At 66.6% G+C, this 22,016-nt stretch carries 17 protein-coding genes and 1 pseudogene; 13 read left to right on the forward strand and 5 right to left on the reverse strand.

Annotated elements, in window-relative coordinates; genetic code table 11:
- Positions 1–113: 113 nt before the first annotated feature.
- From IB274_RS14155 to IB274_RS14165, 3 genes are all read right to left on the reverse strand, one after another.
- Positions 114–1,724: an arylsulfatase gene (locus tag IB274_RS14155; protein WP_192432569.1), complete on the reverse strand. Its 1,611-nt coding sequence runs from the start codon at positions 1,722–1,724 to the stop codon at positions 114–116.
- Between the two features lie 117 nt (positions 1,725–1,841).
- Positions 1,842–2,669 (reverse strand): ABC transporter ATP-binding protein, encoded by an 828-nt coding sequence (locus tag IB274_RS14160; protein WP_192432570.1) that lies wholly within the window; start codon positions 2,667–2,669, stop codon positions 1,842–1,844.
- On the reverse strand, positions 2,666–4,267 hold the full coding sequence (locus tag IB274_RS14165; RefSeq protein WP_225614863.1) for an ABC transporter permease: 1,602 nt from the start codon (positions 4,265–4,267) through the stop codon (positions 2,666–2,668). Before IB274_RS14165 ends, IB274_RS14160 begins: the two co-directional genes overlap by 4 nt.
- Before the next feature lie 257 nt (positions 4,268–4,524).
- On the opposite strand from IB274_RS14165, the gene IB274_RS14170 reads away from it, so the two are divergent.
- The 8 genes and pseudogenes from IB274_RS14170 to IB274_RS30145 all read left to right on the forward strand — a co-directional run bounded on the left by IB274_RS14170 (position 4,525) and on the right by IB274_RS30145 (position 14,463).
- Positions 4,525–5,586: an ABC transporter substrate-binding protein gene (locus IB274_RS14170; RefSeq protein WP_192432571.1), complete on the forward strand. Its 1,062-nt coding sequence runs from the start codon at positions 4,525–4,527 to the stop codon at positions 5,584–5,586.
- 471 nt (positions 5,587–6,057) lie between these two features.
- Positions 6,058–7,377, forward strand: coding sequence for an amino acid permease (locus tag IB274_RS14175; protein WP_192432572.1), 1,320 nt, complete (start codon positions 6,058–6,060; stop codon positions 7,375–7,377).
- Entirely contained in the window at positions 7,370–8,644 is a 1,275-nt protein-coding gene (locus tag IB274_RS14180) for an aspartate aminotransferase family protein (protein WP_192432573.1), read from the forward strand. The genes IB274_RS14175 and IB274_RS14180 overlap by 8 nt, the downstream gene beginning before the upstream one ends.
- 9 nt (positions 8,645–8,653) lie before the next feature.
- Positions 8,654–9,688, forward strand: coding sequence for a phosphotransferase enzyme family protein (locus IB274_RS14185; protein ID WP_192432574.1), 1,035 nt, complete (start codon positions 8,654–8,656; stop codon positions 9,686–9,688).
- A gap of 92 nt (positions 9,689–9,780) precedes the next feature.
- Positions 9,781–10,728: a helix-turn-helix domain-containing protein gene (locus IB274_RS14190; protein ID WP_192432575.1), complete on the forward strand. Its 948-nt coding sequence runs from the start codon at positions 9,781–9,783 to the stop codon at positions 10,726–10,728.
- Positions 10,729–10,969: 241 nt separating this feature from the next.
- Positions 10,970–12,307: a hypothetical protein gene (locus tag IB274_RS14195; protein WP_192432576.1), complete on the forward strand. Its 1,338-nt coding sequence runs from the start codon at positions 10,970–10,972 to the stop codon at positions 12,305–12,307.
- Between the two features lie 1,133 nt (positions 12,308–13,440).
- Positions 13,441–13,605, forward strand: a pseudogene (locus IB274_RS30140) (HAMP domain-containing protein); the annotation flags it as partial.
- Positions 13,606–13,734: 129 nt separating this feature from the next.
- A complete protein-coding gene (locus tag IB274_RS30145; RefSeq protein ID WP_412548429.1) occupies positions 13,735–14,463 on the forward strand; it encodes a methyl-accepting chemotaxis protein in 729 nt (242 codons plus the stop codon).
- Position 14,464: 1 nt separating this feature from the next.
- Here IB274_RS30145 and IB274_RS14205 read toward each other — a convergent pair whose 3' ends face one another.
- Positions 14,465–14,707 carry a DUF2790 domain-containing protein gene (locus IB274_RS14205; protein WP_192432578.1) on the reverse strand — a complete coding sequence of 81 codons (243 nt, stop codon included), beginning with the start codon at positions 14,705–14,707 and terminating at the stop codon, positions 14,465–14,467.
- A 260-nt stretch (positions 14,708–14,967) separates the two neighbouring features.
- Here IB274_RS14205 and IB274_RS14210 point away from each other — a divergent pair, with 260 nt between their 5' ends.
- Positions 14,968–15,930: a GlxA family transcriptional regulator gene (locus IB274_RS14210; protein WP_192432579.1), complete on the forward strand. Its 963-nt coding sequence runs from the start codon at positions 14,968–14,970 to the stop codon at positions 15,928–15,930.
- Between the two features lie 53 nt (positions 15,931–15,983).
- Here IB274_RS14210 and IB274_RS14215 read toward each other — a convergent pair whose 3' ends face one another.
- Positions 15,984–16,445 (reverse strand): Lrp/AsnC family transcriptional regulator, encoded by a 462-nt coding sequence (locus IB274_RS14215; protein WP_024762520.1) that lies wholly within the window; start codon positions 16,443–16,445, stop codon positions 15,984–15,986.
- Positions 16,446–16,717: 272 nt separating this feature from the next.
- On the opposite strand from IB274_RS14215, the gene IB274_RS14220 reads away from it, so the two are divergent.
- Genes IB274_RS14220 through lpdA form a run of 4 tightly spaced genes read left to right on the forward strand, consistent with a single transcriptional unit; the run spans position 16,718 to position 21,704 of the window.
- Positions 16,718–17,950 carry a 3-methyl-2-oxobutanoate dehydrogenase (2-methylpropanoyl-transferring) subunit alpha gene (locus tag IB274_RS14220; RefSeq protein WP_151187004.1) on the forward strand — a complete coding sequence of 411 codons (1,233 nt, stop codon included), beginning with the start codon at positions 16,718–16,720 and terminating at the stop codon, positions 17,948–17,950.
- Complete coding sequence (locus IB274_RS14225; protein WP_081519779.1) at positions 17,947–18,999, forward strand: alpha-ketoacid dehydrogenase subunit beta; 1,053 nt, start codon at positions 17,947–17,949, stop codon at positions 18,997–18,999. Before IB274_RS14220 ends, IB274_RS14225 begins: the two co-directional genes overlap by 4 nt.
- A complete protein-coding gene (locus IB274_RS14230; protein WP_192432580.1) occupies positions 19,000–20,283 on the forward strand; it encodes a dihydrolipoamide acetyltransferase family protein in 1,284 nt (427 codons plus the stop codon).
- 14 nt (positions 20,284–20,297) lie between these two features.
- Positions 20,298–21,704 (forward strand): dihydrolipoyl dehydrogenase, encoded by a 1,407-nt coding sequence (lpdA, locus tag IB274_RS14235; protein ID WP_192432581.1) that lies wholly within the window; start codon positions 20,298–20,300, stop codon positions 21,702–21,704.
- Positions 21,705–22,016: the final 312 nt, after the last annotated feature.

Here is a 22,016-nt window from a genome sequence, read left to right on the forward strand (position 1 = left end):
GTCGCCAAGCCGACGGAAAGTGCATTCCGGTGGCCGCCGTCAGTCCGAGCAGTCGGGCGGCCGCCGGTTCTCTTCCCAAAAGAAGGTGCGAAGGAGCGCTGTGAAGCTCGCTGTCAGCGCGACAGGAACGGTGGCGGCGCGTCGATCACACCGGTCTCGTTGACATACTGCTTGTAGTGCTCGATCAGGGCCTCAAGCTTCGCCGGCTCGCTCTTGGCCAGATCCTGCGTTTCGCCCGGGTCGCTGGACAGGTCGTAGAGCTGCCACGTGGCAGGGCCGACCGGCGCGGGCAAATACACAGCCTTCCAGTCGCCTTGGCGTATGGCGCGCATGCCGAACAGCTCCCAACCGGTGACAGTCTTCTCGTCGTGGGCCTGTTCCGTTTCGCCGGAGAGCCAGCCAAGCCAGGACTTGCCACGCACCTCGGCCACCTCTCGACCATGCCACTGCTTGCCCGGATGGCGCACGCCGGCCAGGTCGAGGATAGTCGGGGTGATGTCCATCACCGTGGAGAACGAATGGCTGATCTCGCCCTGGCGCTGCAGCGCCGGGTAGCGCACCAGCGCCGGCACACGAATGCCGCCCTCGGTGGTGAAGGCCTTGTACAGCCGCGACGGTGCCGTGGCCGCCTGCGCCCAGCGCGGGCCGTACCAGATGTAGGAGTTGGCGCGGCCAATATTCTCAAGGCTGTTGTCGTAGTGCTGATCGAGGAAGCTCAGCAGGTCCGGGCCAAAGCGCGGGAAGGCTTCCAGCAGCGCTCCCTCGGCGCCGTTATCTGACATGAACAGGACGAAGGTGTTGTCCAGCTCGCCCTGCTGGCGCAGGTATTCCACGACGCGGCCGACGTTCCAGTCCAGGCGCTCGACCATCGCTGCGTAGACCTCCATGGCCCTCGCCGATTTCGCCTTCTCGTCGTCGGTGAGACGCGCCCACTCCTTCCTGATCGCCAGGACCGGATGCGCCTTCACGTCGGCGTCGATCAGACCCAGTTGCTTGAGCCGCTCCAGGCGTTCCAGGCGCAGCGCCTCCGGGCCGGCGTCATAGCGCCCCTTGTACTTGTCCACCACGTCCTTGGGCGCCTGCAGCGGCCAGTGCGGCGCGGAGAACGGCAGGTAGGCGAAGAATGGTCGGTTCTGGTCGCGTTCCTTCAGGTACTGGATCAGCTTGTCGCCGAAAGCGTCGGAGGAATAGAAGTCCGCCGGCAACTCGTCGATGAATTGGTCGTCCTCGACGTACAGCGCAGGCGTGCCCTTGAGGATGCGCGGGGTGGTTTCGTCATAGGGGGGCTCGAAACCGTAATGGTTGGCCGCGCCCGGCAGCAGCGAGAAGGAGCGCTCGAAGCCGCGCGCGTGGGGTGCTTGCTCCAGTTTCAGGCCCAGGTGCCATTTGCCCGAGAGCAGGGTCTGGTAACCCGCCTCGCGCAGCAGCTCTGGCAGCGCCACCACGCGATCGTTCAGGTAGCCCTCGTAGCCCGGCTTGCCCTCCAGCTCCGGGGTTAGCGCCTCGGCCATGGTGCCGATGCCGGCGATGTGGTGGTCGGTGCCAGTGAGCAGCATCGAACGCGTTGGCGAGCAGGTCGGCGCGGTGTGGAAATCGGTCAGACGCAGGCCTTCGATAGCCAGGGCGTCCAGGTGCGGCGTGGCAATCTCGCCACCGAAGGCGCCGAGGTCGGAGAAGCCGAGGTCGTCGGCGACGATGACGAGAAAGTTGGGGCGTTTGCTCATGGTCGGACTCGGTAGGTTGGCTTTTCGTAGGAGCGAACTTGCTCGCGAATATTCCAGAGTGGCCTGGTCGAAGAGCTTCGCGAGCAAGCTCGCTCCTACAAGGGTGGGTTGTTTGGATCAGCAGGCAATGAACTCGAACGGCAGGTCTTCCACCCGTTTGAGCTGAGGCGCGACATAGTCACCCTCGCCCGTCAGCTCGTGCAGCAGCGCCTCGCGTTGGCGCAGGAAGTCGTATCCGCCGCGCTCGCGGGGATGCACCAGCGGCACTTCGACGATGCGTTTGATGCGCCCCGGCCGCGGCGCCATCACCACCACGCGGTCAGCCAGGAACAGCGCCTCCTCCACGTCGTGGGTCACCAGCACCGTGGTGATCCGCTCGCGCTGGCGGATGCGCAGCAGCTCTTCCTGCAACTGCTGACGAGTCAGCGCGTCCAGCGCGCCGAAGGGTTCGTCCAGAAGCAGAATGCGCGGGCTCGCGACCAGGCCACGGGCAATCGCCACTCGTTGTGCCATGCCGCCGGACAGCTGGTGCGGATAGGCGCGGGCGAACGCCGTCAGACCCACCAGTTGCAGGTAATCGGCAACCTTGGCGGCCTTGCCGGTCTCGCTCAGTGGTTCGTTGACCAGGCCCAGGGCGACGTTCTGCTCCACGCTCAGCCAGGGGAAAAGACGGTGCTCCTGGAAGACGATGCCCCGCTCGCCGCCGATGCCATCGATGAGCGCGCCGTCGATGCGGATCTCACCCTGGAATTCGCGATCCAGCCCCACCAGCAGGCGCAGCAGCGTGGACTTGCCACAGCCGCTGGCGCCGACGATGGCGATGAATTCGCCGTCGGCGATCTCCAGGTCGAAACGTTCGATGGCCTGCAGCTCGCGGCCATCCACGGGGAAGCTCTTGGCGACCTGGCGAAAGCTCACCAGCGCCTGGGATGCGAATGCGTTCATGCGTGTCTCCAGCGCGTCACCCGCGCTTCGATGCGCTGGCCGAGAGCGGCCAGCAAGGCTCCAGTAAGGCCGACCAGCAACATGCCGGCGCCGACCAGGTCCATGCGGAAGAGTTGTTGCGCGCCGATCATCAGGCTGCCGATGCCGCCGTCCGAAGGCATGAAGTACTCAGCGCCGATGGTTCCGAGCCAGGCGTAGATCAGCGCCAGGCGCACCCCGGCGAACACCGAGGGCGCGGCACCCGGCAACACCAGCCGGCGCAGGCGTTGCCAGGGCGAAAGGCGCAACGCGATCGCCGCCTCGCTCAGCTGCGGCGGCAGGCTGGCGATGCCGCGCTGGGTCGCCAGCAGCAACGGGAAGAAGGCGGCGAGACCGACGAACACGACTTTCGCGAGTTCACCCAGGCCGAACCAAGCCGTGAGCAGTGGAACCCAGGCAAAGATCGCCACTTGCCGCAGTGCCGCGAAGGACGGGCCAAGCAGTCGTTCCGCCCGGCGCCACAAGCCCAGGCCGAGGCCAAGCAAGAAGCCCAGCGAACCGCCCAGCAGCAAGCCGGCGAGCGTGCGTTGCAGACTGGCAAGCAGTGCGACGGTCAGGCTGTTGTCCAGCAGGCCATCCCACAACGCGACAGCCACCGACGCGGGGCTGGCAAGAATCGCCGGATCGACCCATTCCAGGGTGCTTGCCGCCTGCCAGATCGCCAACAGGGCCAATGGCAGCAGCCATGGCTCAAGGCGCTCCCACCCTTGCCCCGCGCCACTACGTCGGAACTCCCCTGCGGCCTGCTGCGGCCAGTGCACCAGACGTCGGTCCAGTGCCTGGATGCCACGGTCCATAGCCGCGCCTACCAGGCCGATGACCAGGATGCAGACGAACACGATGTCGAGCATGAACAACTGGCGCGCCTGCACCATCAGGTAGCCGATACCTTCGCTGGAGGCCAGCAACTCCACCGCCAGCAAGGAGGTCCAGCCCTGCGCCAGTGCCAGGCGCACACCGGTGAGGAACGCCGGGAGCGCCGCTGGCAGGATCAGTCGCCACAGCAATAGCCTGCGCGGCAGGCGCAGCACGGCGGCGGCCTCGCGCAGACGCGGCTGGGAATCACGTACGCCGACCAGGGTGTGCAGCGTCACCGGCACGATGATGGCCTTGATCAGCACCACCAGCTTGAGCAGTTCGCCGATACCGAAGAACAGCATGAACAGCGGAATCCAGGCGAGGGTCGGAACCTGAGCCAGGGCAGTGAAGGTGGGCAGCACCAGACGCTCGGCGCGGCGGCTGAAGCCGAGCCAGGCGCCCAGTGCCAGCCCGCTGAGGATGCCGGCCAGCAGGCCCCAGAGCAGACGTTTCAGGCTGACGCCCAACTGCTGCCAGAGCTCGCCGGTCAGCAGTTCTCGTCCGGCCTGCAGCACCAGTTCGGGGGTGGGGAGGATTTGCGCGGACATCCAATGACGATGGCTGGCGGCCCACCAAAGCACCGCAATGGCCAGCGGCACCAACCACGGCAACAAGGGTTCGAAGCCACGCCAGCCTAGGGCCGCAGGCCTCAGACGGGGGTTTGGAAGAGCAAGGCGATACGGCTTAGTAATATTCTTCATTGGAATATAAATATTTATATCAATGCATTTATGAGCTAACACGGGCCATTTAAGGGAAGGTCCCGGTGCTCATCCAATGCATTCGCCGAATATTTTTTATGCCCTACGGGCATCTTCCCTCGAGGCCCTGTGATCTCTCGCTTAGCTCGAATAATTCCTAAAAAATGCATTTTTATTATTTTGTTGATGGACAGCCTCATGTCTTTAGTGCTGGCGCCGGAGCCACATGCGCTCCCCCACTGCAGGAGGCAGGCGCCATGAAGGCCCTCACCAATCAATTGCTGTCCCTTTTCGCTGCGCCGGTGCTGGCCGGCCTGCTCGGCGCCTATCCGCTGGTCACCCAGGCCGCTGACCCGGTGAGGGAAATCCGCATCGCCGTGCCCGACGTCAGCGCCGGGCAAAACCACTCCAGCGGCGGTGTGGCGGACATCCTCTACACCCGCCAGTTGCTGGAGAAGGAATTCGCCGCCGACGGCATCCAGGTGAAATGGAGCTTCTTCAAGGGGGCGGGCCCGGTAGTCAATGAAGCATTCGCCAACGGCCAGGTGGACTTCGCCTACCTGGGCGACCTGGCGGCGATCATCGGCAAATCCAGCGGCCTGGACAGCCGTGTACTGGCCGCCACGGCGCGCGGGGTGAACCATTACCTGGGCGTGCAGCCGGGCTCGGGGATCAAGACCCTGGCTGACCTGAAGGGCAAGCGCGTGGGCATCTTCCGTGGCACCGCCAGCCAGCTGTCGTTCGACAACGCGCTTGCCAGCGCCGGCCTGACCGAGAAGGACCTGAAGGTGATCAACCTCGACTTCAGCGCCGCCCTCGCCGCGCTCGCTGCCAAGCAGATCGACGCCACCTGGGGCCTGGCCGGTCTGTTCGCCCTGCGTGACAAGGGGCTGGCGGAAATCCCGCTGAGCACCCACGACCTCGGCGGCGCCGGGACCCTGCAGGCGCTGTTGGTGGGCAACGGAGAGTTCATCGACGCCCACCCGGACATCGTCGAGCGCCTGCTCAAGGTGCAATTGCAGGCCGTTCAATGGGCCAGCGCCGATGCCAACCGCGATGCCTTCATCGACCTGATATCCAAGCAGGCCAACTACCCTGCCGTGATCTTCAAGAGCGAATACCAGGGCCGCCCGCTGCTGGAGGTGCTTTCGCCCAAGCTGGACGCCGACTTCCTCGGTCGCCTGGACGCCTCGATCACGGCGGCGAAGTCCTACGGCCTGATCCGTCGCGACTTCAAGGCCGCCGACTGGGCCAACCCGGCACCACAGGATGCAGCAAGTCGGCAGCTCGCCGGGCAACCGGTGGCGGCGATTCAGTAATCCGCTTCACGATAATCCTGTCCGCGTCCGAGCGGCCTCACAGTCAGCCCCCCATCTCAGCCCCGGCACTCAAGCGCACGTCATGCACTGTGCGCTGTACACCCAACCGGCCTTCGGGCCGGTTCCTCATTCCCACGCCCCAGCCGGTAGAAGCGAGCCCGCTCGCGAACGGACGCCATGGTGACTTCAACGCCACGGGGTTCATGGCATACCCGCACCGGCATGCAACGCCCCTCCTGCGTCTTTGCGCATTTCTGATATCGCCCCACCCCGCGCCCTTCGTACCTTCTCACTGCCGGCCGCACCTGACGGCAGGCGCGTGCAACCCACAAAACAACAAGAAGGGCCACCCCATGACTTCACGCATCCAACCGTCGGCATCCGCCGGCGCCCTCCCTTGCCCGCTGCGCTCCGGCGCGCGCGGCTGACTGCCGTTCACCCCTCATCACTCACAGGCAAGGGACACTCGACATGCTCAAACAAGGCGTACTTCGCTGGCCCCAGATCGCCGGGCTCGGTATTTCACTGGTTATCGCCGGGCAGTTCTCCGGCTGGAACTACGGCCTGGCCAGCAGCGGCTGGGCCAATATGCTCGTCGCCACGCTGCTCATGGCCGTGCTCTGCGGCGGCCTGGCGCTGTGCGTATGCGAACTCTCCACAGCACGCCCCCACGCCGGCGGCGTGTTTGCCTATGCGCAGTTGGCCTTCGGGCCTTTCGTCGGCTACCTGGTCGGCGCGGCCTGTGCGCTGGCGCTGACCATTGGCACCGGCGCGGCCGCCAACTTCCTCGCCGCGTATATGGAGTCGGTGTTCGGCTTCGGCGGCTGGCCGGTGCGCATCGGCCTGTTCGCGGCGATCATCGGCATCCACATCATCGGCGTCGGCGAGGCTCTTGGGCTAACCCTGCTGGCCGGTGCCGTGGCGGCCATCGCGCTGCTGGCCTTCGGCGGTGCCATGCTGCCCCACGTGCACTGGGAAAACCTGCTGCCCAGCGCCGGCAGCGCACTGCCGGACGTGAGCGTCGGCGGCGTATTTGCCTGCGTACCCTTCGCCATCTGGATGTTCATCTGCCTGGAGCAGGTCGCCTCCGCCGCCGAGGAAGCCGCCGAACCCGGCCGCAGCATGCCGCGCGGGATCATCGCCGCCGTCGGCACCCTGCTGTTGACGGCGCTGACCGTGGTGATCAGCGCGCCGGGCGCCGCAGGGGTGGAAGTGGTCGGCAACGCGGGTGATCCGCTGTACGCCGCCATGACCCACGGTGGGCTCTACGGCGAGCGCGACTGGCTGCCGTTGCTGGTCGGCTCGGGCGCCGTGTGCGGCCTGCTGGCGACGTTCTTCTCGGTGGTGTTCTCCGCCTCCCGCCAACTATTTGCCCTGGCCCGTGACGGCTTCTTCCCCGCCGCGCTGGCCCGCACCAACCGCCGTGGCGCGCCCTATGTCGCCCTGCTGGTGCTGACCGTGATCGGCCTGCCGCTGACCCTGGTGCCACCGGAAAAACTCCTGCTGTGCATCGTCCTGCTGCTGGGTAGCTGCCATCTGGTGCTGTTCGCCGCCTACCTGCGCCTGCACCGCACCCAGCCCGGCCTGGTGCGCCCCTTCCGCCTGCGCGGCGGCCCGGTCGTGGCCAGCGTCGGCATGCTGCTGACGCTGGTGGTGATCGCCGCCTGCTTCCAGCTGGAAGTGGCGATGCTCAGCGCCCTGGCCCTGGTGGTCGCCGCGCTGATCCTCAACTACCTGCTGCGCGCCGCATCCCGCGCCGGCAAGCCCCTGGAGAATGCCGAGAATGTCTGAAGCAACCCTGCTGCAACGCCGCCATCAGGTCATGGGCGATGCCTCGCCGCTGTTCTACGACGAACCGCTGGAGCTGGTGAAAGGCGAAGGCGTCTGGCTCATCGATGCCGCCGGCAAGCGCTACCTGGACTGCTACAACAACGTGCCCTGCGTCGGCCATTGCCACCCGAAGGTGGTGGCGGCCATGGCCGAACAGGCGGCGACGCTGAACATCCACACCCGCTACCTCAACGAGCGCGTGGTGCGCTACGCCGAGAACCTCACCGCGACCTTCGCAGGGCCCCTGGACAGCCTGATGTTCACCTGCACCGGCAGCGAGGCCAACGAGCTGGCCCTGCGCATGGCGCGCTTCGCCACCGGCCACAAGGGCGTGATCGTCAGCGACTACAACTACCACGGCAACACCACCACGCTGGCGGCGGTGACCACCGCACTGCCCAGCTCCGAGCCGTTCTCGGCCCATGCGCGGGCCGTGCCGATACCCTGCCTGTACCACGCGGACGGCGCACCCGAGCAGGTCGCCGAGCGCTACGTGGCCAAGGTCGCCGAGGCCATCGCCGAACTGCAGGCGGCCGGCGTCGGCCTGGCGGCCATGCTGATCGACACCCTGTTCGCCAACGAAGGCATCCCGCGCCTGCCGGCCGGCTACCTGGAGCGCGTGGCGAAGCTGGTGCGCGAGGCCGGCGGCCTGCTGATCACCGACGAGGTGCAATCGGGCTTCGCCCGCACCGGCGACCATATGTGGGGCCACCAGTCGCACCCGCTGGTGCCGGACATCGTCACCCTCGGCAAGCCCATGGGCAACGGCTTCCCCCTGGCGGGTGTGGTGACCAACCGCGAGCGCGTCGAGACCTTCGGCCGCAGCAATATGTACTTCAACACCTTCGGCGGCTCGCCGGTGGCCGCGGCCGTCGGCCAGGCGGTGCTGGACGTGATCGCCGAACAGGATCTGCAAGGCAACGCCCGGCGCCAGGGCGCGCAGCTCAGCGCCGAGCTGCACCGCCTCGCCGAGCGCCATTCGATCATCGGTGACGTGCGCGGCCAGGGCCTGTTCTTCGCCGTGGAACTGGTGCGCGACCGTGCCAGCCGCGAGCCGGCCGGCCTGGAAGCGCGGCGCATCGTCAACAGCATGCGCCAGCGTGGCGTGCTGATCAGCAAGATCGGCGGCGCCGACAACATCCTCAAGATCCGCCCGCCGCTGGTGTTCGAGGCCGAGCACGGCGAGCTGTTCATCGACACCCTGGACCAGGTCCTGAGCGAACTCTGAGGAGCCACCATGAACGACTTTTCCAAGGCTTGTTTCGCAGAGCTCGATCACGACCAGCAGATCGCCTGCCTGCGCGACCTTGCGCTGGACGCCCTGCGCCACTGGGACGGCGATTTCGTCGGCCTGGAACTGCTCAAGTACCGCGAGAACGCGGTGTTCTGCGCCACCCGCAGCGACGGAACCCGCAGCGCCCTGCGCGTGCACCGCGGCGGCTACCACAGCGAGGCGGCGCTGCGTTCAGAGCTGACCTGGATGGAGCAACTGGCCGCCGGCGGCATCGGCGTACCGAGCATCATCCGCACCCGCAGCGGCGAACACCTGGCGGAGGTGCGCAGCGCCGCCCTGGAGGAATCGCGCTTCGTCGACATGCTCGGCTGGCTGTCCGGCAGCACTTTGGGCTCTGCCGAACAGGGCCTGAGCGCCGATGGCGACATCGAGGCGCTGTTCCATCAGGCCGGCGCGGTGGCTGCGCGCATCCACCTGAATTCAGCCCAGTGGCGCCAGCCCAACGAATTCACCCGGCACGCCTGGGACGAGGAAGGCCTTGTCGGCGCCAACCCGTTCTGGGGGCGATTCTGGGAGCTGGACCTGCTCAGCGATGGGCAACGCGAGCTTCTGCAGAGAGCTCGACAGGAAGCCCGCCTCGACCTGCGCCGCTACGGCCGCAACCTGGGCAACTTCGGTATGATCCACGCCGACCTGGTGCCGGAGAACCTGCTGCTCGAAGGCGGCGAACTGCAGCTGATCGACTTCGACGATGCCGGCTTCGGCTGGCACATGTTCGAGCTGGCCACCGCGCTGTACTTCTGCCTGGACGACCCGCGCCTGGCGCAGATTCAGACGGTGCTGCTGGCCGGCTACGACTCGGTCAAGCTACTGTCCGAAGCCGACCGCGCCGCGCTGCCGCTGTTCCTTGCCCTGCGCGGCACCACCTACCTGGGCTGGGTGCATACCCGACGTAACAGCGAAACCGCCCGGGAACTGGCGCCCATGCTGATCGAGCGCGCCTGTACACTCGCCGCCGCCTACCTCGCCGGCCGCTGAAACTGGCAGAGCGCCGCAACACCCTGGCGCGCAGGCACAAGCCTGCGCGCCAGCACTGACCGATACTCGGCCTACAACCGAGGTGAACCGCAATGACCGGCATCGCCCGCCACCAGGCAACCGACTCCGATGAACTGGCCTGCGCCCTCGCCGGCTGGAGCCAGGACTACACCCAGCTCGGCCACGGCCGCCTGCAGGCGGAGCTGCTGCATGTGCAGCTGCCCGACGCCTCGCTGATCTACGAACACTCCAATCTACACCTGCACGAGAACATGGCGCCGCCCGCCGGCCACCTGGTGATCGGCATCCCGCTGAGTGCCAGTGCCGATTCGCGCTTCAACGGCCAGGCCCTGCACGACGACACCCTGCTGGTGCTCGAAGGCGGACGCGAGCTGGAAATCTGCGCCGCCGGGGAAATCCACATGCTCGGCCTGACCTTCAGCCAGCCACAGCTGGAACGCCTGCTCGGCGCCGAGGAACGCGAGCTGTTCGAGCGCGCGCTGCAGCAACGACGCCTGGAGCTTTCGCCTACCGGCGCCGGCGGCCTGCGCCGCAGCCTGTGCGACGCCCTCGCCGCCTTCGAAGGTGAGCCGTGGCGGGTGGACGACCCGCAACAGGCCGGGCACGCCGTGGCGCTGGTGCTCAGTCATGTGCTGCAGGCGCTGGAAGAAATCCTCCCTGGCAATGACCGCGAAGGCGCGCCACGCTCACTGCAGCAGCATCGCCGCCTGGTGCTGGCGGCCATCGAACGCATGCAGGCGGACCTCTCCGAGCCGCTGTCGCTGCTGGAACTGAGCCAGAGCCTGAACACCAGCCAGCGCACTTTGCAGTACTGCTTCCGGCAAATTTGCCAGAGCACACCGCAGCAGTTCTTCCTCAGCCTGCGCCTGGCCGAGGCGCGCCGCCGGCTCAAGCAGGAGCCGCAGCAGAGCATCACGCACCTGGCGCTGGACCTGGGGTTTGCCAGTTCCAGTCATTTCTCGGCGCTCTACAAGCGCCTGTACGCCGAACAACCGTCATTGATCTCGCGCTCGCGCTGATCGGCGCCACCTGTAGGAGCGAGCTTGCTCGCGAACAAACTCACCGGCAGCTCCCGCGTCAAGCGGGTTCGCGAGCAAGAGCTAGGCGCCCCCCTCGCTCCTACAAAAGCACTATCGCCCGATCTGGCAACCACACCCAATCACTTGGCAGACAGGAGCAACGGCACAGGGCCAGCCCTTACTTAGCATCGGCAGAAGTCACATCCCCTCAATCGACAATAACGAAACGGATGCCTTCACCATGACCCACGCCGCCGTGCTGCGCCCCACCCTGCTCGCCCTGCTCATCGCCGGGGCCAGTTCCGCCAGCGCCTACCAGCTGTACGCGACCGACGACACGCACCTGAACGCCGACCTCTCGGCGACCTTCGGGCTGTTCCACAGCCAGGAACGCTACAACATGACCGGCACCCTGGATGAAGGCTCGTCCTCCTGGCAGGAAGGTTTCATCAAGTACGGTCTGAGCGGCGACCAGAAGCTGGGCGGCGCGGGCACCGCCTACGGCGCCTTCAACCTGCTCAGTTCCGGCACCTGGGGCGATGGCGATGCCGCGGGCTTCAGCGACGGTTCCGAGCGCACCACCAAGATCGAGGACGCCTACGCCGGCTGGCGTTCGGCCGGGCTGTTCCCGGTGCTGGGCGAGGATGGCATCGACCTGTCCTTCGGCCGCCAGAACATCGTGGTCGGCGATGGCTTTCTGATCGACGGCGATGCTCTGAATATGGGCAAGGGCCTGGCCGACGGCGAATACAACCGCGGCGGCGCCTACTATCTGGCGGCGCGTCGCGACTTCGACGAAACCGCCGTGCTGCGCATCGGCGGCAAGGAAGGCTGGCGCGGCGACCTGATGCGCCTGAAATCGGACAACCGCGCCCAGGCCAACTCCGAGCTGTACGTGGCAACCCTCGAACACGTCGCCCCGGAAGCCACCTTCGGCCTGACCTACATCGACGTCACCGATGTGGACGAGCGCTACGCCTCGCCCATCCAGCTCGACCGCAAGGATATGAAGACCTACAGCCTGCGCGGCACCGGCAACGCCGGCGTGGAGAACCTGTTCCTCTCCGGCGAGTACGCCTGGCAGGACAAGCGCGATGCCCAGTACACCGACGACACCGCCAACGCCTGGTACCTGGAGGCCGGCTGGACATTCTCCGACGTCACCTGGAAGCCCTATATCAGCTACCGCTTCAGCCGCTTCTCCGAAGGCTACGACACCCTCTTCTACGGCTTCAGCCGTGGCTTCGGCACCTGGTTCCAGGGCGAGGTGGCGGGCAACTACTCCGGCCCGTTCAACAACAACACCCGCGTACACAACGTCGGCGCCAAGATCACCCCGCTGGAGAACCTTTCCATCGGCGCGCAGTTCTTCGACTTCCACACCCTGGACACCGACCTGGGCAACACCGATGGCCGCGAGCTGGACCTCTACGCCGAATGGGCGATCAACGAGCACCTGGTGATCATCCCGCTGGTGGGCCTGTACCAGCCGAAGAAAAGCGCAGCCGAAGGCGGCACTCAGATCGGCAACGACAACAGCAACCTCTACAGCCAGTTGCTGTTCTCCACCACGTTCTGATCCAGGGATTCGAAGCATAAGGAAAGCCCGCCATGCCCAGCCTCCTGACGTCCATCCAGGGCCGTATCACCTGGCTGGCGGGCCTCTGCCTGATCCTCGTCGCCAGCGTCCTGATCGGTCTTTCGCTGTACCAGGCGCGGCAGGACAGTCGCACCATCCAGCACGACAGCGGCGAACTCTTCGCCGTTGCCGCGCGGCACAATCTGGAAACCCAGGGCCAGGTCCAGGCCCTGCTGATCCGCGAGCGCCTGCAGAACAACCTGCTGCTCGGTGAAGGCCTGCTGCGCACCGTGCAGACCCTGCGCGCACAACAGCATCAGGGCGTCCTCGACGCCGCGGCCCTGCGCTCCGCGCTCAACCAGGCGATGGCCGAAACCCTCGGCGCGCACCCGGAGCTGCTTGGCCTGTTCCTGGTGTTCCAGCCCGATACTCTGGATGCCGCCGACAGCCAGTTCGTAGCCCGCGAAGATCTGGGCAGCAACGAGACCGGCCGCTTCGCCCTCTACCTGCTGCAGAACGGCGGGCAAACCCAGCGGGTAATCGGCACCGAGCAGGTCCTCGGCGACATCACGCCCGGCCCCAGCGGCCAGCCCTACAACGCCTTCTTCACCTGCTCCACCGGGCATGCCCGCCCCTGCGTGCTCGACCCGTATTTCGACGACGCCTCGGGGCAGCGCCGGTTGGTCACCAGCGTTACCCTGCCGCTGCTGGAGAACGGCAAGGCCATCGCCGCCGTGGGCTTTGACATCGACCTCGCGGCCCTGCAACAAAGCAGCGCTGACGGGAGCCGCAGCCTGTTCGACGGCCAGGGTCGCATCCGCATCCTCAGCCCCAACGGCCTGATCGCCAGCGACAGTGGCGACGCCTCGAAGCTGGGGCAGAAATTCGAAGACAAAACCGTGTTCGAGGAAATCGCCGCCGGACGCTCGCAGTCCTTTGAGGACGGTGAATCCATCAGCGTGCTGCACAGCCTCGCCCCGGTGCCGGACGCCGCGCCCTGGGGCATCCTGCTCAGCGTGCCGCGCGCGGTGATGCTCGCCCCGGCTGAACGCCTCAAGGGCACGCTGGACGACCTGCGCTGGAAAAGCACTGCGCTGGAAACCGGCGTCGGCATCGCCACCGGGCTGCTCGGCATGCTGCTGGTGGCGCTCACCGCGCTCGGCATCAGCCGGCCGATCCTGCGTCTGGCGCGGATGCTGGAAGACATTGCCGACGGCGAAGGCGACCTCACCCGCCGCCTTGATTACCCGCGCCGCGACGAACTGGGCCGCCTGGCCACCGCCTTCAACCGCTTTCTCGACAAACTTCAGCCGAGCATCGCCGCCGTGCAGTCGGCGTCCCGCGAGGCACACTCCACCGCCGACCGCTCGGCGCAGATCGCCCGTCAGACCAGCGACGGCATGCAGCAACAGTTCCGCGAGATCGACATGGTCGCCACGGCGCTCCAGGAGATGTCCGCCACCGCCCAGGACTCGGCCCGCAGCGCCGCCCGCGCCGCCGACGCCGCACGCACCGCAGAGCAGGCCTGCGACGATGGCTTCCGCACGCTCAACGCCACCAACAGCGGCATCGACCTGCTCGCCGCCGGGATGAACCAGGCCATGACGGAGTTGCAGCAACTGGCGGCGAGCAACGAGCAGATCGGCTCGATCCTCGAAGTCATCTGCGGCATCGCCGCGCAGACCAACCTGCTGGCCCTCAACGCCGCCATCGAAGCGGCGCGCGCGGGCGACGCCGGGCGCGGCTTCGCTGTGGTCGCCGACGAAGTACGCGGGCTGGCCCGGCGCACCCAGGAATCGGTGGAAGAGATTCGCGAGGTGATCGAAAACCTGCAGGCGCGCGGTCAGTCAGTGACCAGCGCGATGCAAGGCAGCTTCACCCAGGCCCAGGGCAACGTCGATCAGGCGCGCCAAGCCATCGACGCGCTGCGCCGGATCGGCGAGGCGGTGAACCTGATCAGCGAAATGAACCTGCAGATCGCCAGCGCGGCGGAGGAACAGAGCAGCGTCGCCGAGGAGATCAACCGCAACATCGCCGGCATCCGCGACGTCACCCAGACTATTTCCGATCAAGCGCAACAAGCCGCCAGCGCCAGTCGTTCACTGAACGACCTGGCCAGCCGGCAGCAGGGATTGGTGGAGCAGTTCCGCGCCTGACTCAGATGTCGCTGCAGCGCGGAGTCTGGCGCAGGTACTTGACGGTGTGCTGCTGTCCCTGGGAGTCCAGGTAGACCATGGTGGCCTGGCTGACTTCGCAGCGCTCGTTGGGTTGGGAGATGCTCAGCACCTTGGCCACGTCCAGCGGCATACCGTAGTGGTAAACGGCTGCAGCGTCGGCGAAAGCGCTCAAGGACAACAGCAAGGCGGGGATGGAAATGAGTGCGGAAAGAGTGGATTTCATGGCAGGAACCTCAGGGATCACGCGGGTCGCGCCGATCGTGGCCCACTGCCATAAATCTAGCCGATCGGACCTTTCCTACACAGATCGACTTCGACAATGCATTTCTGCAAATAGCGCAACAATAGTGGCTTGCTGGCGTTACTGCCCTGTGATTGTCACGCCATTTGACGGCTGATTGGCAGCATTCGCACCCCCGACACGTTTGCGGCCAACGCTTTCTCCCGCAAGAATGAACGCCATCGATTGGATCGGGAGGCGCCATGAAACGCGTGGCTATGCTGCTGTTCCCCGGCGTGCAGGCGCTGGATGTTTCCGGGCCGCTGGACGTGTTCGCCGAGGCCAATGCCTTCGTCCCTGCCGGCCAGGGCTACCAGGTGGTAACCCTCGCCGCGCCGCCCTTCCCGCTGCGCGCCTCCAACGGCCAACTGCTTGGCGCCGACTTCAGTCTCGAACAGGGTGACAGCGCGGCTGACATCCTGCTGGTGCCGGGTGGGCCGCGATTGCCAGAAGAGTCACCCGCACCCGAGTTGCTCGAGTGGTTACGCACGGCCTGTGCCATGGCGGCGCGTTACGGATCAATCTGCACCGGGGCCTTCCTGCTTGGTCATGCCGGGCTGCTCGACGGCAAGCGAGTGACGACGCACTGGAGCGACGCTCGTCGGCTTGCCGAGCTGTTCCCTCAGGCGCTGGTCGAGCCGGACCGGATTCATGTGCGCGATGGTGCATTGGTGACTTCGGCCGGCGTGACTGCCGGCATCGATCTGGCACTGGCCTTGGTCGCCGAGGACCATGGCGCGGCGGTGGCGCTGTCGGTGGCGAAACGGCTGCTGGTAGTAACGCAGCGTCAGGGCGGGCAATCGCAGTTCAGCCCCTTCCTACAGGCGCCGGCCGACGAAGGCTCACCGGTGGCGCGCATCCAGCGCTACGTGCAGGAAAACCTCGAGCAGCCGCTGGGCGTGCCGCAACTGGCCGCCGAGGTGGCGATGAGCCCGCGCAGTTTCGCCCGCGTGTTCGTCCGCGAGGCGGGCGTGACGCCTGCGGAGTTCGTCCAGCGTGCCCGTATCGACGCCGCTCGCGGGTTGCTGGAAGGCAGCGATCTGGCGCTGAAAGTGATCGCATGGCGCTGCGGCTTCGGCAGCGCCGCGCGCATGCGCCTGGTGTTCGCCCAGCGTCTGGGGGTGACGCCGACGCAGTATCGCGAACAGTTCCGCCGCGAGGGTTGAGCCTCCACGCCAAAGTGTCCGGCGTGCCTCGTCGTAGGATGGTGTCGAGCGCCTCAGATCGGCGGCGCCGAGCGCAGCATCACCGACTTCAGCGCGAAGGCCGACTTGATCCCCGCTACGCCGGGAATCTGCGTCAGCGTGTTGGTGAGGAACAGCTGGTACGCCGACAGGTCCTTCACCACCACCCGCAGCATGTAGTCGGCGTCGCCGGTCATCTGGAAGCAACTCATCACCTGCGGCGCCTGGACGATGCGTTCTTCGAACCGCGCGAGGTAGTCACCGGTCTGTTTTTCCAGGGACACCGAGACGAACACGCTCATGCCACCGGACAGGCGCTCCTCGTCCAGGCGCGCGAAGTAACCCTGGATGTAGTGCTCTTCCTCCAGGCGGCGGACCCGGCGCAGTGTCGGGGTCAGCGACAGGCCGATGTTCTGCGCGAGATCGCGCCAGGAGAGCCGGCCATCGTCGGCCAGGGCGCGAAGGATTTTCAGGTCGGTGCGGTCGAGATCGGCCATTTTTCGCTGTACTACCCAGAGCTGTTTTTATAGTTCAAACACACTAAACCTGAAGGTTAGAGCTAGTCAATTTGGAGCAAAAAACCAATCGGTCACACCTATACTGAAACCACAACTACAACAACCGAGGACCTCACCATGAGTGATGTCACCACCCGCCACGCGACCCCGCGCGGCAACCGCACCGTAGCCCAACCAGGCCGGGTGCGCCCGCCAGGCATGGCTTCTTCCGTTCGCTGATCCACACCCACGATCACAACTGGAGACCCGCCATGACCGACTACGCTCCGCTCCGCCTGCACGTCCCCGAACCCACCGGGCGTCCGGGCTGCAAGACCGACTTCTCCTACCTGCATCTGTCGCCCGCCGGCGAGGTGCGAAAACCCGACATCGACGTGGAACCCGCGCAGACCACCGACCTGGCCTTCAGCCTGGTGCGCGTGCTCGACGAAGACGGCAACGCCGTCGGTCCCTGGGCCCCTGACCTGAGCCACGAGCAACTGCTGCGCGGCATGCGCCTGATGCTCAAGACGCGCATCTTCGACGCGCGCATGCTCACAGCCCAGCGCCAGAAAAAGATGTCCTTCTATATGCAGTGCCTGGGTGAAGAGGCTATCGCCACCGCCCACACCATGGCGCTGCGCGACGGTGACATGACCTTCCCGACCTACCGTCAGCAAGGCATCCTGATCACCCGCGACTACCCGCTCAAGGACATGATCTGCCAACTGCTCTCCAACGAGCAGGACCCGCTCAAGGGCCGCCAGCTGCCGATCATGTACTCCAGCCGCGAGAAGGGTTTCTTCTCCATCTCCGGCAACCTCGCCACCCAGTTCATCCAGGCCGTCGGCTGGGGCATGGCCTCGGCGATCAAGGGCGACACCAAGATCTCGTCCGCCTGGATCGGCGACGGCGCCACCGCCGAATCCGACTTCCACACCGCCCTCACCTTCGCCCACGTGTACCGCGCGCCGGTGATCCTCAACGTGGTCAACAACCAGTGGGCGATCTCCACCTTCCAGGCCATCGCCGGCGGTGAAGGCACCACCTTCGCCAACCGTGGCGTGGGCTGCGGCATCGCCTCGCTGCGGGTGGACGGCAACGATTTCCTCGCCGTCTACGCCGCCTCGCAGTGGGCCGCCGAGCGCGCCCGCCGTGGCCACGGCCCGAGCCTGATCGAGTGGGTCACTTATCGCGCCGGCCCGCACTCCACTTCGGACGATCCGTCCAAGTACCGCCCCGCCGACGACTGGACCAACTTCCCGCTGGGCGACCCCATCGCCCGCCTCAAGCAGCACCTGATCGGCCTCGGCATCTGGTCCGAGGAGCAGCAGGAAGCGCTGAAGAAGGAACTGGAGGCCGAAGTGATCGCCGCGCAGAAGGAAGCCGAACGCCACGGCTCGCTGGTGGACGGCCACGTGTTCAGCGCCGCCAACCTGTTCGACGACGTCTACAAGGACCTGCCGGAACACCTGCGCCGGCAGCGCCAGGAGCTCGGGGTATGAATGCCATGAACCAGCAACACGAGAACGCCCAGGCGGTCACCAGCATGACCATGATCCAGGCGCTGCGCTCGGCCATGGACGTGATGCTCGAGCGCGACGACAACGTGGTGGTGTTCGGCCAGGACGTCGGCTACTTCGGCGGCGTGTTCCGCTGCACCGAAGGCCTGCAGAAGAAGTACGGCACCTCGAGGGTGTTCGACGCGCCAATCTCCGAGAGCGGCATCATCGGCGCCGCCGTCGGCATGGGTGCCTACGGCCTGCGCCCGGTGGTGGAAATCCAGTTCGCCGACTACGTCTACCCGGCCACCGACCAGCTGGTGTCCGAGGCGGCGCGCATCCGCTACCGCTCGGTCAACGACTTCACCGTGCCCATGGTGGTGCGCATGCCCTGCGGCGGCGGCATCTACGGCGGGCAGACGCACAGCCAGAGCCCGGAGGCGATGTTCACCCAGGTCTGCGGCCTGCGTACCGTCATGCCGTCCAACCCCTACGACGCCAAGGGCCTGCTGATCGCCTGCATCGAGAACGACGACCCGGTGATCTTCCTCGAACCCAAGCGCCTGTATAACGGCCCGTTCGACGGCCACCACGACCGCCCGGTGACGCCCTGGTCCAAGCACCCGGCCAGCCAGGTGCCAGAGGGCTACTACAGCGTGCCGCTGGACAAGGCGGCCATCGCCCGCCCCGGTAGCGAGCTGACCGTGCTGACCTACGGCACCACCGTCTACGTGGCCCAGACCGCCGCCGAGGAAACCGGCATCGATGCCGAGATCATCGACCTGCGCAGCCTCTGGCCGCTGGACCTGGACACCATCGTCGAGTCGGTGAAGAAGACCGGTCGCTGCGTCATCGTCCACGAGGCCACCCGCACCTGCGGCTACGGCGCCGAGCTGATGTCGCTGGTCCAGGAAAACTGCTTCCACCACCTCGAAGCCCCCATTGCGCGCGTGACCGGCTGGGACACCCCCTACCCGCACGCCCAGGAATGGGACTACTTCCCGGGGCCTGCGCGCGTCGGCGCGGCCTTCAAGCGCGCCATGGAGGTCTGAATGGGCACTCACGTCATCAAGATGCCGGACATCGGCGAAGGCATTGCCGAGGTCGAGCTGGTGGAGTGGCATGTCCAGGTCGGCGACGAGGTCCACGAGGACCAGCTGCTGGCGGAAGTCATGACCGACAAGGCTACCGTGGAAATCCCTTCGCCGGTGTCGGGCAAGATCATTGCCCTGGGCGGCGTGCCCGGCCAGGTGATGGCCGTGGGCGGCGAGCTGATCCGCCTGGAAGTGGAAGGCCTCGGCAACCACCGTGAAGCCGCACAACCCAAAGCCCACGAAGAAGTGCCGGCCAAGCCGGAAGCCAAACCCGCTCCCGTCGCCGAAGCGCCCAAGCCGGCACCGCGCGTGGAGAGCAAGCCGGTCGCCCCGGCCGCGCGCCCTGCTCCGTCGCCGGCTCCGCGCCGCGCACCGGGCGAGAAGCCGCTGGCCTCGCCGGCGGTACGTCAGCGTGCCCGCGACCTGGGCGTGGAGCTGCAGTTCGTGCAGGGCAGCGGCCCGGCCGGGCGCATCCTGCGCGAGGACCTGGAGCACTTCGTGGAACACGGCGGCGCGACCATCGCCTCCGGCTACGCCGCGCGCCACGACGAGCACCAGATCCCGGTGATCGGCCTGCGCCGCAAAATCGCGCAGAAGATGGCCGAGGCCAAGCGGCGCATCCCGCACTTCAGCTACGTCGAGGAAATCGACGTCACTGACCTCGAAGCGCTGCGCGTGCACCTCAATGCCAAGCACGCGGCGGCACGCGGCAAGCTCACCCTGCTGCCCTTCATTGCCCGCGCCATGGTCGTCGCCCTGCGCGACATCCCGCAGCTCAACGCGCGCTATGACGACGAAGCCGACGTGATCACACGCTACGGCGCGGTGCACCTGGGTGTCGCCACCCAGAGCGACAACGGGCTGATGGTTCCGGTGCTGCGCAACGCCGAGTCCCGCGACCTGTGGGGCAACTCCGCAGAAGTGGCGCGCCTCGCCGAAGCCGCGCGCCATGGCAAGGCCAGCCGCGAGGAGCTCTCCGGCTCGACCATCACCCTGAGCAGCCTCGGCGCCCTGGGCGGCATCGTCAGCACGCCGGTGATCAACTACCCGGAAGTGGCCATCGTCGGCGTCAACCGCATGGTCGAGCGGCCCATGGTGGTCAACGGCCAGGTGGTGGTGCGCAAGATGATGAACCTGTCCTCGTCCTTCGATCACCGGGTGGTCGATGGCATGGACGCGGCGGCCTTCATTCAGGCCGTACGCGCCCTGCTCGAACACCCCGCTACCCTGTTCATCGATTGACGGAAGCCGCTGACATGAAACAGAACCAGACTCTCGAAACCACCCTGCTGGTGATCGGTGGCGGCCCCGGCGGCTACGTCGCGGCGATCCGCGCCGGCCAGTTGGGCATCCGCACCGTGCTGGTGGAAGGCGCCGCCCTGGGCGGCACCTGCCTGAACATCGGCTGCATCCCGTCCAAGGCGCTGATCCACGCCGCCGAGGAATACCTCAAGGCCCGTGAGTTCGCCGGCAAGTCGCCGCTGGGCATCAGCGTGCAGACGCCGAGCATCGATATCCAGCGCACTGTGGAATGGAAGGACGGCATCGTCGACCGCCTGACCACCGGCGTCGCCGCGCTGCTGAAGAAGCACGGTGTCACCGTGGTCAGCGGCTGGGCGAAGATCGTCGACGGCAAGACCGTCGAGGTCGACCTTGCCGAAGGCGGCACCCAGCACATCCACACCGAACACCTGCTGCTGGCGGCCGGTTCGAAATCCGTGGAACTGCCCTTCCTGCCGGTGGGTGGCAATGTCATCTCCTCCACCGAAGCACTGGCGCCGAAGACACTGCCCAAGCGCCTGGCGGTGGTTGGCGGCGGCTATATCGGCCTGGAGCTGGGCATCGCGTACCGCAAGCTCGGCGTGGAAGTCACGGTGGTGGAGGCGCAGCCGCGCATCCTGCCGACCTATGACGAGGAACTGACCAGGCCAGCGGCCAATTCCCTGCGCAAGCTGGGCATCGAGCTGTACCTGGGCCACAGCGTGATGGGCCTGGAGCCGGACGGCAAAGGCCTGCGCGTGCAGGACGGCGCCGGTTCGCAGCGGGTGATCGAGACCGACCAGGTACTGGTCGCCGTCGGCCGCCACCCCAACACGACCGGCTGGAACCTCGACACCCTGCGCCTGGACATGAACGGCCGCGCCGTGCAGATCGACGACCAGTGCCGCACCTCCATGCGCGATGTCTGGGCCATCGGCGATATCGCCGGCGAGCCCATGCTGGCCCACCGCGCCATGGCCCAGGGCGAGATGGTCGCCGAGATCATCGCCGGCAAGCGCCGCGCCTTCGCTCCCACGGCGATCCCGGCGGTGTGCTTCACCGATCCGGAGGTGGTGGTGGTCGGGCTGTCACCGGAACAGGCCCAGGCCGCCGGCTACGAGGTCCTGACCGCGAGCTTCCCGTTCGCCGCCAACGGCCGCGCCATGACCCTGGAATCGAGCGACGGCTTCGTCCGCGTGGTGGCTCGCAAGGACAACCACCTGATCCTTGGCTGGCAGGCCGTGGGCAAGGCGGTCTCGGAGCTGTCCACGGCCTTCGTGCAGTCGCTGGAAATGGCCGCCTGCCTGGAAGACATCGCCGGCACCATCCACGCCCACCCAACCCTCGGCGAAGCGGTGCAGGAAGCAGCGCTGCGCGCGCTGGGGCATGCCTTGCACGTCTGAAGCCTGATCTCTCCAACTGGCCTGGCCTCCAGGCTTCCCCCTCCTGACCCGCCTTCTGGCGGGTCTTTTTTTGCCGGCGGCCCGGCGCTGGGCGGTTCGCGGGCATGGCCCACTTGTATGGCGTTAGGGTAGGAACCTGTCGGGGGTGGAGGGACAAGACCCGCTTCTGCAAGCCAGACGGTAGGAGACTTCCCACCCACGCGTTCACGACAAGCGCCGATAAGGAATCCATCGGACTGGGTAGCCCCCCAGACCGACGATACCGGCAAGCCTGCGCCACTGTGAGCCCCCGACAGGCAGTTCCATCTGCAG

The organism is Pseudomonas sp. PDM18 (assembly GCF_014852585.1).
GTDB lineage: Bacteria > Pseudomonadota > Gammaproteobacteria > Pseudomonadales > Pseudomonadaceae > Pseudomonas.